Genomic DNA, 13,098 nt, shown 5'->3' on the forward strand with positions numbered 1-13,098 from the left:
TTGTCTATTTTGAATTAACTTCTTTATTGATACTTTCTATATAATCCAATATTTCCGTGCGTCCCATCCGGTCTTCCGAAGAGGATACAAAATAGGGGGGAAGTTCTTCCCACTGTTTGCGAAGTTCGCGTATGTATGCGTTGATATTCATCTTTAAGCGTCCACCTTTCAATTTATCTGCTTTGGTAAATATAATGGAAAATGGTATTCCGTTTTCGCCCAACCATTCCATAAATTCCATATCTATTTTCTGTGGTTCCAGACGGGAGTCTATCAGCAGAAAGAGATTTGTCATCTGTTCACGTTCCAGGATATAGTCTTCGATGATGGTACGAATCTGTTCCTGACCTTTCATTCCGCGACGAGCATAACCGTAACCCGGAAGATCGACGATGTACCAGCTATCATTGATTAGGAAGTGATTGATAAGCATTGTTTTTCCGGGAGTAGCCGATGTCATAGCCAGCCCCTTCCGGCCAGTCAGCATATTAATAAGGCTGGATTTACCCACATTGGAGCGTCCGATGAAAGCATACTCAGGAAGGCGCCCGGCCGGACATTTCTTTACGTCCGTATTACTAATGATAAATTCAGCGTTTGATATTTCCATATTCTTTATTAATTATTTCATTTGAAGATAAAGCGTACATCCCTGCAAAAGTAAGTATTCCGTTCAACATTAGCAACTCATACCCGAACTTATATCCATACCTCTGCATTGCGAAACAATCGAGAGCATAGCATATCAATGGAGAAGCTACTGCTATAAACGGCACCCACCGATCTCGGGTGGTTCTGCGTGTAAATAGTCCGAAAGCAAACATACCCAATAACGGGCCATACGTATAGGAAGCGATGATATAGATAGCATCGATTACACTTTTATTGTTGAGTGCTTCTACCAGGCAGATGAAGAAAATGAGTATCACAGATAATATGATGTGTACTCTCCCACGTTGTTGCCGAGCTACTTCTTCTGTATCTTTATTGGTGTCAAGAAGGTCTACACATACACTGGTAGTCATTGCAGTCAGTGCGGAATCGGAATTACTGAATGCCGCTGCAATGATACCGATTGTAAAGAGTATAAGTACTGTTTGCCCCAGATATCCTTGTGTGGTAAACATCGGAAGTATATCGTCATTCACTTCCGGGAGGATAAGGCTCATTTGTCCTGCCAATATCAACAGAAGTATCCCTAAACAAAGAAACAGGAGATTCAGCGGGATAAAAGAGAACCCGTAACAATACATATTCTTTTGTGCCTCGCGCAGGTTTTTACAGGAAAGATTTTTCTGCATCATGTCTTGATCCAACCCTGTCATCACAATTACAATGAAAATGCCACTCAGGAATTGCTTGAAAAAATTCTGTCGTGACATCCAGTCATCAAATACGAATATACGGCTATGTGGGTTATTACTGATAAGCTGTATTATGCTGTTTTCTCCTAAATCCAACTTTTGTATGGTAATATAGATGATGCAGATTAATGCTGCTATCAGACAGAAGGTTTGTAAAGTGTCTGTCCAGACAATTGTTTTTATACCACTTTTATGCGTATATATCCAAACCAGTGCCACTGAACCGGCAGCAATCATCCAAAAGGGTATATCCATGCTACCGAATACATATGTATGAAGAATGAGGCAAACCAGATACATTTTGGCAGCTGTACCCAGCATACGGGACAGTAAGAAAAAGAAAGAACCTGTACGGTAAGTTCGTGGTCCGATTCGTGTGCCGAGATAACTGTAGATACTTGTCAGATTGAGCCGGTAATATAAGGGAAGTAACACGTGTGCTACCACCAGATAACCGAAGAAAAAGCCGAAAACTGTTTGCATATACGTCATGTCCATACTTCGCACCATACCAGGTACAGATACAAAGGTCACTCCCGATATGCTGGCACCGATCATCCCGAAAGAGACGATATACCATGGTGACCGATTCTCTCCCCGGAAGAATGCGGCATCCGAACCGCTTCTTTTTCCCCTTCCGGTAAGGCGGGCTATCAGTAGCAGTACTGCAAAGTAGCATATAATAGTGACAAGTATTCTCATAACGGGCGCAAAGGTACGATTTATTTTGCAATTCACGTGACGGGTTTTTTCTATCTGCAAATAATAAGTATCTTTGCACTGAATAATAGATTCAGTTAGAAATATATGAACCAACAATATCCTTCTGTACTGCTTGAAAAGGCAGTCGGAGAGTTCTCCAAACTTCCCGGAATAGGACGAAAGACTGCTATGAGACTGGTGCTTCACCTGCTGCGGCAGGACAACGCTACCGTTGAAGCTTTTGGAAACTCAATCATCACACTGAAACGCGAGGTGAAGTATTGCCATGTATGTCATAATATATCCGATACAGATACCTGCCAGATTTGCGCCAATCCCGCCCGTGATGCTTCAACAATCTGTGTGGTAGAGAATATCCGGGATGTAATGGCGGTAGAGGGAACTCAGCAATTCCGTGGATTATATCATGTGCTGGGAGGTGTTATCTCACCTATGGATGGAGTAGGACCCAGTGATCTTCAGATAGATAGCCTTGTGCAACGTGTGGCAGACGGTGGAATAAAAGAAGTTATACTTGCCTTGAGCACTACCATGGAAGGAGATACGACCAATTTTTATATCTACCGTAAGCTCGAAAGAATGGGTGTTAAGTTGAGTGTACTTGCCCGTGGTGTTTCTATAGGTGATGAGTTGGAGTATACTGATGAAGTGACACTGGGACGAAGCATTGTTAACCGGACGGTATTTACAGGAACTGTATAGGAAAAAATGAAATTGAATTATGGAAGAACTAATACGAAAAACTCTTTTGAATTTAAAAATAGAATATACCCTTTTCTGGGGGCTTCCTTTGATAGTCGTTTTACTGGGTGAATGTGATCATGAGTGGGTGGGGCTTTATGCTGATAATTTCGGAGCTTCCTATCTGGCAGAAACAATCGGAATACTGTTGGCTGCAACTTGTGTACCCTTGGCATTAAAATTATTTTCATGGGTTCTGACTAAGAAAATAGATGTAGTCTCTTTTCCGGAAGCTTTGCGCCTGTATTTCAGATGGAGTAGTGTACGTTTGTTAATTTTGGAGGTTGCGGTTATCATTAATATTTTTACATATTATCTGACTTTAAGCAATACAGGACTGCTTTGCGCGTTAATAACTTTAACAGCTTCCTTATTTTGCATTCCTGGTGAGAAGCGTTTACGTGAAGAACTACATATAAATAAGGGAGATTCTATTTAAAATCAAAGAAAGATGAGAGCATGAAACTTACTTTTTTAATACCTCCTGTACTTGACAATAAGAATCCGGCTGAACGTACTGCCGGTTGTACCCGTGTGGTTTATCTTGCACCTAATATTTATGAACTGACTGTTGTCGCTTTACTTGAAAAAGAAGGCTTTGATGATATCCATTATCGTGATTTTGTCTACAAACGTGAGTCTCGTGAGATCTTCTCCGATTTTCTGAAAAACGATACTAGTGATATATATTATATTTGGGCTGTTAATCTCTCCATTGAAAATGATTTATTGGCATTGGAACTGATTCGAAAGAATAATCCGAAAGCCTATGTTATATTTATGGGACCGGGTCCTACTTATTTCACTTCCAAATGTTTGCTGAGTGACAAAGAGATAGTTGTGCGTGGAGAGCCGGAACTAACTGTTTTGGAATTAACCAAAGCAATAGCTGATGGTGCTGACTGGACATCTATCATAGGCATCTCTTATTTGAAAGAAGAGAAAGTGAAGCACAATCCTTCCCGTCCTTTGATGAAAGAACTGGATGATTTACCTTTCCCGGCACGCCATTTTATACAGGATAGAAGATACTTTAATCCCAAATTAAAAATAGGACCTTATACGACGATGGTAACTTCCCGGAATTGTCCGTTCCATTGCATTTATTGCGTCCCTAGTTCACTCACTTTTGCCCGTGAAATAGAATATCAGAAAGAGCATGGCAAAAAGCCATTTATCTCCTTCCGTTCTATTGAAAGTATCGAGGCAGAAGTAGAACAAATAAGTAAAGAGGGGTATAAGGCGATAGGTTTCATGGATGATAATTTCATTTGGAATGAAAAACGTATGGGGGATATTTGCCGTATTATGAAGAAATATGGTATTGTATGGGGATGTCAGGCGCGCGTGGATGCTATAACGGAAGAAATTGCACGGATGCTTGGAGAATCTGGTTGTCGTTATGTAGATTTAGGCGTCGAATCATTCAATGATGAAATTCTGGCATTTATAAAGAAGGGAATTACCAGCAAGCAGATTTATACGGCTATAGGTTGGTTGAAACAATATCATGTACCTGTGAAATTGAATATCCTTATTGGAAGCAGTCCGTTGGAAACAAAAGAGACATTGCGGCATACTCTGCGTGAAGCAAAGGCTCTGAAGGTAGATCAGGTGATGTTCAACATTGTTTCTCCTTTCCCAGGTACGGAGTTTTATGCTATGGCCAAAGAAAACGGTTGGTTGGAAACCAAAGAATACGTTCCTACTGACGTACAACGTGAATCGATATTGAGATATCCTTCACTGTCGTCAAAGGATATGGAACGTATCTTGTTCTATAATAATGTCAGTTATTTCCTTTCTCCGCATTTTGTCATAACGCAGTTGAAACGGTTCTCTAGTTTGAGTGAATTTACTCATGCATTGAAGGCTTTGAAAATCAAATTGTTCGGTTAAAAAGAATGGTTCAATTATCTATTATAATTATCACCTGGAATCAGCTTTCTTATTTACGGAACTGTTTGTACTCGCTTCAACCTGTCATGCAACGGAAGGATGTTGAAGTAATTGTAGTCGATAATGGTTCGGAAGATGGTACGTGTCAGTATCTGACTGTGAATTATCCTCAAATTCATCTGCATATAAATGATTGCAATAAAGGCGTAGCTTATGCCCGGAACAGAGGCTTGGAGCTTGCACAAGGTAATAAAGTGTTATTTCTTGATAATGACACTGTAGTAAATGAAAATGCCATATCCGGAATGGAAATTTATCTGGATGAACATCCGAAAGTGGGATTGTGTGCCTGTAGGCTGATTGATAATAATAATCAGATACAAGATAGTTTTAAATCCTTTCCCGGATTATGGCTGAAGATAAAAAATGTATTAGGTATAGCTAAAACGAATGTTCCGGATTTACAAACAGTCACTTCACCTATCGAACCTGTCTATGTAATAGGTGCTTGTCAGATGATTCGCCGGGAAGTAATAGAGCGGATCGGACTGTTAGATGAAAACATCTTTTATGGCCCCGAAGATGCTGATTATTGCATGCGTATTGTGGCGGAAGGCTGGAAAGTCGTTTATCTCCCTCAATATGCAATAGTACATCATTGGCGTCGTGCTACAAATAAGAAATTATTCTCCCGTTTGGCATGGAAGCACTTCTGTGCTTTGTGTTATTTTTATGCCAAGTACAAACGTATTAATTAAAACATGAAACAACCTTTTTTAGTAAATGACCGTATTTATCTCCGTGCTGTAGAACCGGAAGATATTGATGTGATGTACGAAATGGAAAATGATCCTTTGATGTGGGATATAAGCAGTTTTACTGTGCCTTATTCCCGTTATGTATTGCGTCAGTACATTGAGGGATCTCAAAGCGATATGTTTGCTGATAAACAATTGCGTCTGATGATTATACGTCGTGAAGACAATCGTATCCTTGGAACGATTGACATAACCGACTTTGTTCCTTTGCATTCACGTGGAGCTGTAGGTATTGCAGTACATACTGATTTTCGTAGGGAGGGTTATGCTTCTGATGCACTCAACCTATTGTGCGATTATGCATTTGATTTTCTGCAAATCCATCAGCTCTATGCACATGTCGCAATAGAGAATGAAGCCAGTATGAAGTTATTTCTTTCCTGTGGTTTTGTACAATGTGGTTTGTTGAAAGACTGGATTGTAACTTCAGAGGGCTATAAAGATGCTGCATTGATGCAACGTTTCGGATAGTGTTAATCAATTAATTTAATGAAGGAACCTGTGGAAAGCGCGACCAGGTTTCATACTTGCTACCTAGCTTTCCCAGTGTATTTTTCCACATATCTTTGGCTTCTCCATTGAGCAGATAAGAGGATTCTTCTTTGGCTATCAACCACGTATTCTCTTTGATTTCTTGTATCAGTTGTTCGTATTCCCATCCCGAATACCCCAAAAAGAAACGCACTTTTCCATTGATATTGTTCCCTTGTAAAATATGCTTTTTCAATGCATCAAAATCTCCGTTCAGGTATAATCCTTTACTTACATGAAGTGCTCCGGGAATATGCGGTAGAGTGTGCAAATAGAAAAGTGTATCTGTTCCTATAGGACCGCCTTTATAAAGAGGTATATCTTCCAGATATTTGAATTCTTTGATAACATCGTTCACCAGCAAAGGGAGTTGTTTGTTCATTATCAATCCCATACTTCCCTCGTCGGTATGGTCAACGAGTAATACTACCGAACGTCCGAATGTCGCATCACACAGGAAAGGTTCTGATATCAGAATCTTTCCCCGTGAAGGCAATACATTATTAGATTGTATCTTAAATATGTCGGAATTGATATTATTCATGCGATAAATATAAATATTTATTTCGCAGGAACAAACTATCTTCTCCTTTTTTTTACTTTTGTGTGTACTTTTTATGATATAGGATGATTTTCTTTAAAAATTTTCATTCTTTCATCCAATTGTGTATATTGATGGTCTTTTATAAAAGAGGTACATGCTCGCAGACCTTCCTGATGGCTTCCGGTAGTTACAAGAGAAATAGCACTTACGCCATAATACATCAGCTCTTTAGCTAACTCTCCGCTTGTCATTCCCGGATATCCGATTGTAAAGTAGAAACCATCGGCAATGGGTTCACCCAAATCTTTATCATATACAAGATGGAAACCATGGCGAAGGAAAATTTCTTTTAGCTTCTTTGCCCGTTCCCCATAGATTTTTACTTCATCAAGGAAATTATATTCTCCTTCATTGGCTGCTTTCAGCATTGCTACCATGGCAAATTGTGCCGAATGACTGGTGCCGGATGATAGCGCATAAAGAATACGGTGGATAAATACTGTTCCGAAAGTTCCTCCACCATAACGTTTTGTGAGTCCGGGATAGTGGCGGTGATATAGTTTATCGGAAATACAACTGACACCGATACGTTGTCCTGCATAACTGAATGCTTTAGAACCGGAGATGAGCAATATATAGTTGTCTGTATAATGTGCTACTGACGGTTGATAAGGTGGCTGGAACGGAGTACTGAGATTCTGACGGAAGTCCATGGCAAAATAGGCAAGGTCCTCCAAAACAATAACGTCATATTGAGTTGCCAGTTCGCCTATGATTCTAAGTTCTTTATCATTCAGGCAAATCCAGCTTGGGTTGTTGGGATTAGAGTAGATGATTGCAGATATATTTCCTTTTTGCAAATAACTTTCCAGTTTCTCTTTTAGTTTTTCTCCACGGAAATCATATACGTCAAAGGTTTCGTATTTTTGTCCCATAACCACAAGTTGCTGTTTTTGTACAGGAAATCCCGGATCAATAAAAAGTATGGTATCTTTCTTTTCATCACACTGACTACAAGTTAGAAATGAAGCAAAAGTACCCTGCATGGATCCTGTAACAGGTACACATCCTTCTGGTTTTAAACCTACATTTATGAATGCTTTAATAAAACGTGATGCTTCCTGTTTAAGTTCCGGAAGTCCATTAATATCCGGATACAGGCTTGCTATCCCTTTTTGCAATGCTTCCACTTCTGCCTTTACGCCCACAGCTGAGGGTGGGAGACCAGGTACGCCCATTTCCATTTTAATAAATTCTATTCCTGATTCAGCTTCAGCTTTGGCTGCAATGGCTTTTACTTCGCGAATGGTTGCTTTTGAAAAGTCTGCAATCTGAAATTCTTCGATAGTTTCGTCAATCAGATGTCGTTTGATAGGTGTATCTTTCATGTCTTTATTTTTATATTATACTTCTGAGCTACAAAGATAAAGAATAAATCCATCCATGAAATATTTTTTATTGATGAGTTACTGCAAACAAAAATATTCGCATTTTTTCTTTCTAATTGTTGCAGATATAAAAAAAATGTCTACCTTTGCATCCGCAATCGAGAGAGATAGCAAGGAAATTAAAATGAAATATTGGTGCGTTAGTTCAGTTGGTTAGAATACATGCCTGTCACGCATGGGGTCACGGGTTCGAGTCCCGTACGCACCGCTCAGTTATTGTAAAGTCTTGATTTTAACAGAATCAGGGCTTTTTTTTATTCTTACCGAATAAAAAAGAGAGGAAGGACGAACTTTGATAGTAGCTAATTCGGTGTTTTTGGGAGGGATATCAAGACTTAATTTCAAATAAATCTGTATTTAATGCTTTTCTGGTAACTATCATATCATCTACTTTTATATCACTATTTATTATGAAAGGAGCTCTATAATTGTTCATTTTATAGTTTTACTCCTGTGATGGCATAAACCATAGGCAATTTATTGTTTAAATGTTTTATTCGATATTTATCCTTGTCAATTTGGATCGTATGTTTAAAACAGTTATATGGAGAATAATCATATTCTTCAAATCCTGTGAGGTGAATACCCGATCGAATAAGGCTATTAATGACTTCACTCAAGCTGTGAGTCCATGTGATAGTAGAGTATTTGATTTTAGCATTTCGGTCGGCATAACTTCCTTCCAATTGTTCGATGATTTCTGCCCCCTTAAAATAACTATAATCAATAGAGTTAAAATCGTCATCAAACATCCACACTACAGGATGGAATTCTACCATAATAAATTGTCCACCTGGTTTTAAAAAATGGGCTACAACTTTGGCCCACTCTTTCAAATCCGATAACCATCCTATTACTCCGTAACTTGTGAAAACGATGTTAAACTTATCATCCAAGACGTTTGGAAGTTCATATATGTCCGAACAAATGAATTTGGTATCAGTCTCTAACTCCTTTGCCATATTTTGAGCATAGCTAATCGCATTATCTGATAAGTCTGCACCTGTAGCTTTTGCACCCAATCGAGATAGTGAAATGGTGTCTTGACCGAAATGGCATTGCAAGTGGAGGATAGATTTATCTTTGATCTCTCCTAATAAATCAAGTTCAATATGTTTCAATGATGAATCCCCTTTCAAAAAGAGTGCATTATTGTAAAATTCACTTTTAATGTGAATGTCGGTTTTCAAGTTCCAAGCGGCTTTATTTATCTTCTTATAATCTTCCATCCTATTCCTTTAATTTTAATGTTACTATTTATAGGCAATTTATATTCCTGAATCCATCTTTATACCTTATTTTATTCTGACTTTAACGATAAGTCTCTTTCAGCTCATATTCCAGGTATATTTTGCTGTTTTAATTGGTGGTAAAGAGATAGAATAGAATGCTTTCTTAGGATAAAGATTAAGTTTATATCGCAAATATATATAATTATTGATAATCAATAGGTTATTGTGTGATATAAATATTCTGGTGCTTTATGTTTTTTTCACCGTTCTTTGATTTAGTGGTTAGTTTTTTGTTAGAAGTAGAAGCCTTTATTTAAAGTCTCAACTACTTCAAACAGCATACGATCATTTATTGTGATCGTACCGCCTAAGCTTTGGCTGATATTTTTCAATGATAAAAGTCAATCAATAAAACCCTCACCTCTTTACTTCATTTTCTGTTTTCATAACAATTGATAATTATTTCCGTTTTCATTTTTATGCAAGTTGTTGTATCTTTTAAAATTAAATTCATTCTATCTGTTTCCGATAAAATTCAATATATGGATCAATAGTATTACTTTTACTTGAAAAAATAAAAGAAAGAAATCTTGTAGAAATATAATGTAAATTCAATAAGTAAATAATAAATTGTTTATACGATTGCAATAACTTTAGAAACCGTTTTTTGTGGGTAAAAAATAGGATGATTCGATAGTATAAAAAAGCTTATTATTTCTTCTTGTTTAAGAATATTGTGATAATAAATATTATATTTGTAAATAAAATAATGAATTTGTCGATTAAAATAATTAACAATGAAAGCACTCAAACAAAACAATGTCATTACTTCTTGTTTTTATATTGGATAGATTTCGTTTTTTAATTATGCAAAATAAACAATAGTAGTAATACTTTCATAAAATAACATTTTGATTCTTTAGAGTATAATATTCTGATAGATATAATAACAGATGAAAGAAATTAAAGTAAAATCTCAAGAGAGCGACAGTATATCTTTTGAGAAAGAAATCTCCAATTTGATGCAAGAACAACTTCTGTTCACAGAAAGTATATATGTTCATTTACCAATGGGAGTTGAAATTTATGATGTGGCGGGGCTCCTTCACAGTATAAACGACTATGCATTGAAGATGTATGGTGTTGAAGACCGGAATACAGTGATAGGTGTTGTGAATCTGTTTAATAGCCCGTATGTCGATGAAGAACTAAAGGTAAGGATACAACGTGGTGAGGATATTATATTAGAGTTTGAGTATGATTTTGATCGGATAAACAGGAATGCATATTTTTCTTCCAATAACAAGAATAGTATGATTTACGAAGTTAAGGTCGTTCCCGTACGTAATAAAAAAGAAACTATCATCGGACATATACTGCTTACTAATGATGTAACTGCAAAAAAAGAAGCGGAGTTTCACACGGAGGAAAGCAAGAAAAATCTGGAAATGGCTATGGATGCCACCAATATGTCTTCGTGGGTATATGATGTATATAAAAAAACATTCAGTTCATTATATGGATCTCCTGTAGTAAAAGCTATTTCGACGTTAGAAGAATTATTAAAAATAATGCATCCGCAGGATCAGCTTCGTTTAATTCAACTCTTTGATCAACTGGAGCAGAAAGAAATTCAACATGGACAAATCACTGTACGTATTTATAATGAAGAGGAAAAACAATACCGCTATTATGAAGGTAGAATACGTTTATCCTCTGAGCATTTCGGAAAATTACTGATTATCGGTACGGAAATGGATGTGACTGAAAAGGTACGGTTGGCAAAGAAAACAGAGGAATTAATAGCAAAGCGTGAGCTTGCTATGCAGGTTAGCAATATCGTTCATTGGGATTTTGATGTGCGAACTCAGAAATTCGAGTCTTACAATGATCCTGTTAATGATTACGCCAGCGACAAACTATTGACTATTGAAGAACAGATGAATGTGATACATCCTGAAGATCGTTCTTCCGCTTATGATGCCATACAAACCATGTTATCTGGTAAAGATCTTACCGTAGAATTTTCTTGTCGTATTAAAACAAAATATGACAAAACGTGGTCATATTACAATATAATCGGAGAGCCTTTTGAGCGAGATGAAAATGGAGATATTGTACGCTATACAGGATTCAGACAAAATATTTCGAAACAACATCAATTGGATGAAGAACTTAGAGAGAGAAACTACAAAATGGAGCTCACTTTCAAGACCGTTGGAATGTCCTATTGGGATTTTGATGTAGAGAGCGGGCAATTCCGAGCGTTTAATGATCCGGTCAATGACTTTCATTCCGAAATGCCAATTTCTCCGGAAGAATATTTGAGTACCGCCCATCCGGATGATGTGGATTGTGTTCGTGAATATATAAATCGTATACTTCAGGGAATTAATAGCGACTTTAACTTGAAATATCGTTCTAAAACTAAATGGGATGATGAATGGCAAACCTTGTTAGTTACTGGAATTCCGATTGAAAGGAACAAGAAAGGGCAAGTAACTCGTTACACTGGTATTAAAATTAATAATACTAAATGGGAAAAGATGGCACAGGAATTGAAAGATCTGAAAGAAAAAGCAGAGCTTTCTGATCGTTTGAAATCAGCTTTTCTTGCCAATATGAGCCATGAGATTCGTACTCCGTTGAATGCTATTGTAGGATTTTCCGAATTGATGATAAATTGTGATGATTCTTCTGAAAAAGAAGAATATATGGAAATTATTCAATCTAATAATGAATTATTATTACGTTTGATTAATGACATTCTTGATCTCTCTAAAATAGAGTCGGGAATTATTGAACGTAAACCGGAAAAATTTAACATGAGTAAGGTTTGTAGTGAATTGTATACTATGATTCAACCCAAGGTTACAAATCCTGATGTTGAATTTTGCCTGGATGAATCCGGTCCGGAATGCTTGGTCTTCTTGGATAGAAACAGGCTCAAGCAAGTGTGGATGAACTACCTTACTAATGCTGTGAAATGTACTCAGTCCGGATATATAAAAATGGGATATTCAATTGAGGAAGAGGGGATTCGATTTTATGTTGAAGATTCCGGAAAGGGTATTCCTGTAGAATTACAGGATAGAGTTTTTGGTCGGTTCCAAAAGCTCAATGAGTTTGCACAAGGGACGGGGCTTGGACTTGCCATTTCCAGAGCCATAATAGAAGGGGCAGGAGGTAAAGTTGGATTTATTTCTCAACCAGGCAAAGGATCTACTTTCTGGGCATGGGTTCCATGTGAGATAGAAATGCCGGAAAAAGTACCCTCGGTCAATTCTCAACCGTTAGGCCAGCTGTCTGTACTGAATGAAATTAGTAAGGAAGATTTAAAAATTTTAGTTGCTGAAGATAATGATAGTAATTATTTATTAATACGACATATTCTCAAAAACTATAATCTTACGAGAGCATTGAATGGTGCAGATGCCGTCTGGAAGGCTCGGAATGAAAACTTTGATCTTATTTTTATGGATATGAAAATGCCTGTAATGGGAGGATTGGAAGCAACTCGAAGAATTCGTGAATTCAATGCTAAGGTTCCTATTATAGCACTAACAGCCAATGCTTTTGATTCTGATAAAGGTAGTGCCATTGAGGCAGGGTGTAATGTTTTCTTGGCAAAACCTTTATCTAAAAAACAATTATTGGAAATATTTTCAACAAAGTGGTAGTAGTTATATATCTTTGTTTTAACGGTTTATTACAGTAATAGCATCAGTGCATAAAGTATTAAGAATTGAATAAACATTTTCGGTTTATCATAGTCATTCCTAACAATATGACTATGAG

The 13,098-nt window shown here is 37.2% G+C and carries 11 protein-coding genes and 1 tRNA gene; 7 read left to right on the forward strand and 5 right to left on the reverse strand.

What is annotated here, in order from left to right:
* Positions 1-4: 4 nt before the first annotated feature.
* On the reverse strand, positions 5-610 hold the full coding sequence (yihA, locus tag QX565_RS05800) for a ribosome biogenesis GTP-binding protein YihA/YsxC (RefSeq protein WP_221649990.1): 606 nt from the start codon (positions 608-610) through the stop codon (positions 5-7).
* Positions 591-2,066, reverse strand: a complete 1,476-nt coding sequence (locus QX565_RS05805; protein WP_289291820.1) for a sodium:solute symporter — start codon at positions 2,064-2,066, stop codon at positions 591-593. The genes yihA and QX565_RS05805 overlap by 20 nt, the downstream gene beginning before the upstream one ends.
* A 105-nt stretch (positions 2,067-2,171) precedes the next feature.
* Between QX565_RS05805 and recR the strand changes: the two genes are divergently transcribed.
* The 5 genes from recR to QX565_RS05830 are packed head-to-tail and all read left to right on the forward strand — an operon-like array spanning position 2,172 to position 6,016.
* On the forward strand, positions 2,172-2,789 hold the full coding sequence (gene recR / locus QX565_RS05810; RefSeq protein ID WP_251236019.1) for a recombination mediator RecR: 618 nt from the start codon (positions 2,172-2,174) through the stop codon (positions 2,787-2,789).
* Positions 2,790-2,808: 19 nt separating this feature from the next.
* A complete protein-coding gene (locus QX565_RS05815; protein WP_289291823.1) occupies positions 2,809-3,267 on the forward strand; it encodes a hypothetical protein in 459 nt (152 codons plus the stop codon).
* Positions 3,268-3,287: 20 nt separating this feature from the next.
* Positions 3,288-4,727, forward strand: coding sequence for a B12-binding domain-containing radical SAM protein (locus tag QX565_RS05820; RefSeq protein WP_289291824.1), 1,440 nt, complete (start codon positions 3,288-3,290; stop codon positions 4,725-4,727).
* Between the two features lie 5 nt (positions 4,728-4,732).
* Entirely contained in the window at positions 4,733-5,485 is a 753-nt protein-coding gene (locus QX565_RS05825) for a glycosyltransferase family 2 protein (RefSeq protein WP_289291826.1), read from the forward strand.
* Positions 5,486-5,488: 3 nt separating this feature from the next.
* Positions 5,489-6,016 carry a GNAT family N-acetyltransferase gene (locus QX565_RS05830; protein WP_221649986.1) on the forward strand — a complete coding sequence of 176 codons (528 nt, stop codon included), beginning with the start codon at positions 5,489-5,491 and terminating at the stop codon, positions 6,014-6,016.
* 10 nt (positions 6,017-6,026) lie between these two features.
* Here the strand turns inward: QX565_RS05830 and QX565_RS05835 are convergent, their stop codons facing one another.
* Entirely contained in the window at positions 6,027-6,620 is a 594-nt protein-coding gene (locus QX565_RS05835; RefSeq protein ID WP_221649985.1) for a YqgE/AlgH family protein, read from the reverse strand.
* A 71-nt stretch (positions 6,621-6,691) separates the two neighbouring features.
* Positions 6,692-8,008: an aminotransferase class I/II-fold pyridoxal phosphate-dependent enzyme gene (locus tag QX565_RS05840; RefSeq protein WP_289291828.1), complete on the reverse strand. Its 1,317-nt coding sequence runs from the start codon at positions 8,006-8,008 to the stop codon at positions 6,692-6,694.
* A 194-nt stretch (positions 8,009-8,202) separates the two neighbouring features.
* Here QX565_RS05840 and QX565_RS05845 point away from each other — a divergent pair.
* Positions 8,203-8,276 (forward strand) — tRNA-Asp (locus QX565_RS05845).
* A gap of 229 nt (positions 8,277-8,505) precedes the next feature.
* Here QX565_RS05845 and QX565_RS05850 read toward each other — a convergent pair.
* A complete protein-coding gene (locus QX565_RS05850) occupies positions 8,506-9,297 on the reverse strand; it encodes a class I SAM-dependent methyltransferase (protein WP_289291830.1) in 792 nt (263 codons plus the stop codon).
* 956 nt (positions 9,298-10,253) lie between these two features.
* Here QX565_RS05850 and QX565_RS05855 point away from each other — a divergent pair.
* Complete coding sequence (locus QX565_RS05855) at positions 10,254-12,980, forward strand: hybrid sensor histidine kinase/response regulator (RefSeq protein ID WP_289291831.1); 2,727 nt, start codon at positions 10,254-10,256, stop codon at positions 12,978-12,980.
* Positions 12,981-13,098: the final 118 nt, after the last annotated feature.

Source organism: Bacteroides sp. 41_26, from assembly GCF_949740115.1.
In the GTDB taxonomy this organism is placed as follows: Bacteria; Bacteroidota; Bacteroidia; order Bacteroidales; family Bacteroidaceae; genus Bacteroides; species Bacteroides nordii.

Coding starts and splice junctions, on each gene's coding strand:
- QX565_RS05815 (WP_289291823.1), top strand. CDS start 2,809: ATGGAAGAACTAATACGAAAAACTCTTTTGAATTTAAAAATAGAATAT.
- QX565_RS05855 (WP_289291831.1), top strand. CDS start 10,254: ATGAAAGAAATTAAAGTAAAATCTCAAGAGAGCGACAGTATATCTTTT.
- QX565_RS05835 (WP_221649985.1), bottom strand. CDS start 6,620: ATGAATAATATCAATTCCGACATATTTAAGATACAATCTAATAATGTA.
- QX565_RS05805 (WP_289291820.1), bottom strand. CDS start 2,066: ATGAGAATACTTGTCACTATTATATGCTACTTTGCAGTACTGCTACTG.
- QX565_RS05820 (WP_289291824.1), top strand. CDS start 3,288: ATGAAACTTACTTTTTTAATACCTCCTGTACTTGACAATAAGAATCCG.
- yihA (WP_221649990.1), bottom strand. CDS start 610: ATGGAAATATCAAACGCTGAATTTATCATTAGTAATACGGACGTAAAG.
- QX565_RS05825 (WP_289291826.1), top strand. CDS start 4,733: ATGGTTCAATTATCTATTATAATTATCACCTGGAATCAGCTTTCTTAT.
- QX565_RS05830 (WP_221649986.1), top strand. CDS start 5,489: ATGAAACAACCTTTTTTAGTAAATGACCGTATTTATCTCCGTGCTGTA.
- QX565_RS05840 (WP_289291828.1), bottom strand. CDS start 8,008: ATGAAAGATACACCTATCAAACGACATCTGATTGACGAAACTATCGAA.
- recR (WP_251236019.1), top strand. CDS start 2,172: ATGAACCAACAATATCCTTCTGTACTGCTTGAAAAGGCAGTCGGAGAG.
- QX565_RS05850 (WP_289291830.1), bottom strand. CDS start 9,297: ATGGAAGATTATAAGAAGATAAATAAAGCCGCTTGGAACTTGAAAACC.